This is a genomic window from Dellaglioa sp. CoH-57-MRSF-18 (assembly GCF_056781995.1).
This window is the reverse complement of the sequence record NZ_JBXAXX010000157.1, coordinates 1-333: the sequence shown is the minus strand read 5'-3', so window position 1 is coordinate 333 and position 333 is coordinate 1. Positions and strand designations below refer to the sequence as shown.

The 333-nt window shown below is 53.5% G+C and carries 1 protein-coding gene; it reads left to right on the top strand.

The window, feature by feature from the left end:
- A partial coding sequence (locus AC1RPG_RS08540; protein WP_481762559.1) for a hypothetical protein occupies positions 1-333 on the top strand: 333 nt, incomplete at both ends.

The window sequence follows — 333 nt, the reverse complement described above, 5'->3', positions numbered from 1 at the left end:
AGATCAAGGTGTTGATCGGCACCACAAAGCTACTGACGACAGGCACAAACATTCCGCGTGCCTCGGCCCTGTATAGCGTGATTATGTCCAGCAACATGGAGAACGCAGAACAGCGCGGGGCTCGGGTGCTGACACCGTTCGAGGGCAAGCCCGAGCCAATCTGGCGTATCTTCTTGGACGACAGCAACGTGTATCGCAGGTGTTTGGCTAACGAGTGGTGGGGCTGCTTGAGCCCGCGATTCAAACCCATCATCTCGGATAAGGACCTGAAGATATTGAAGGACTATCTGAAGCAAACAAGCAACAGGTCTAGCTTCAATGATGGTCCTGTTG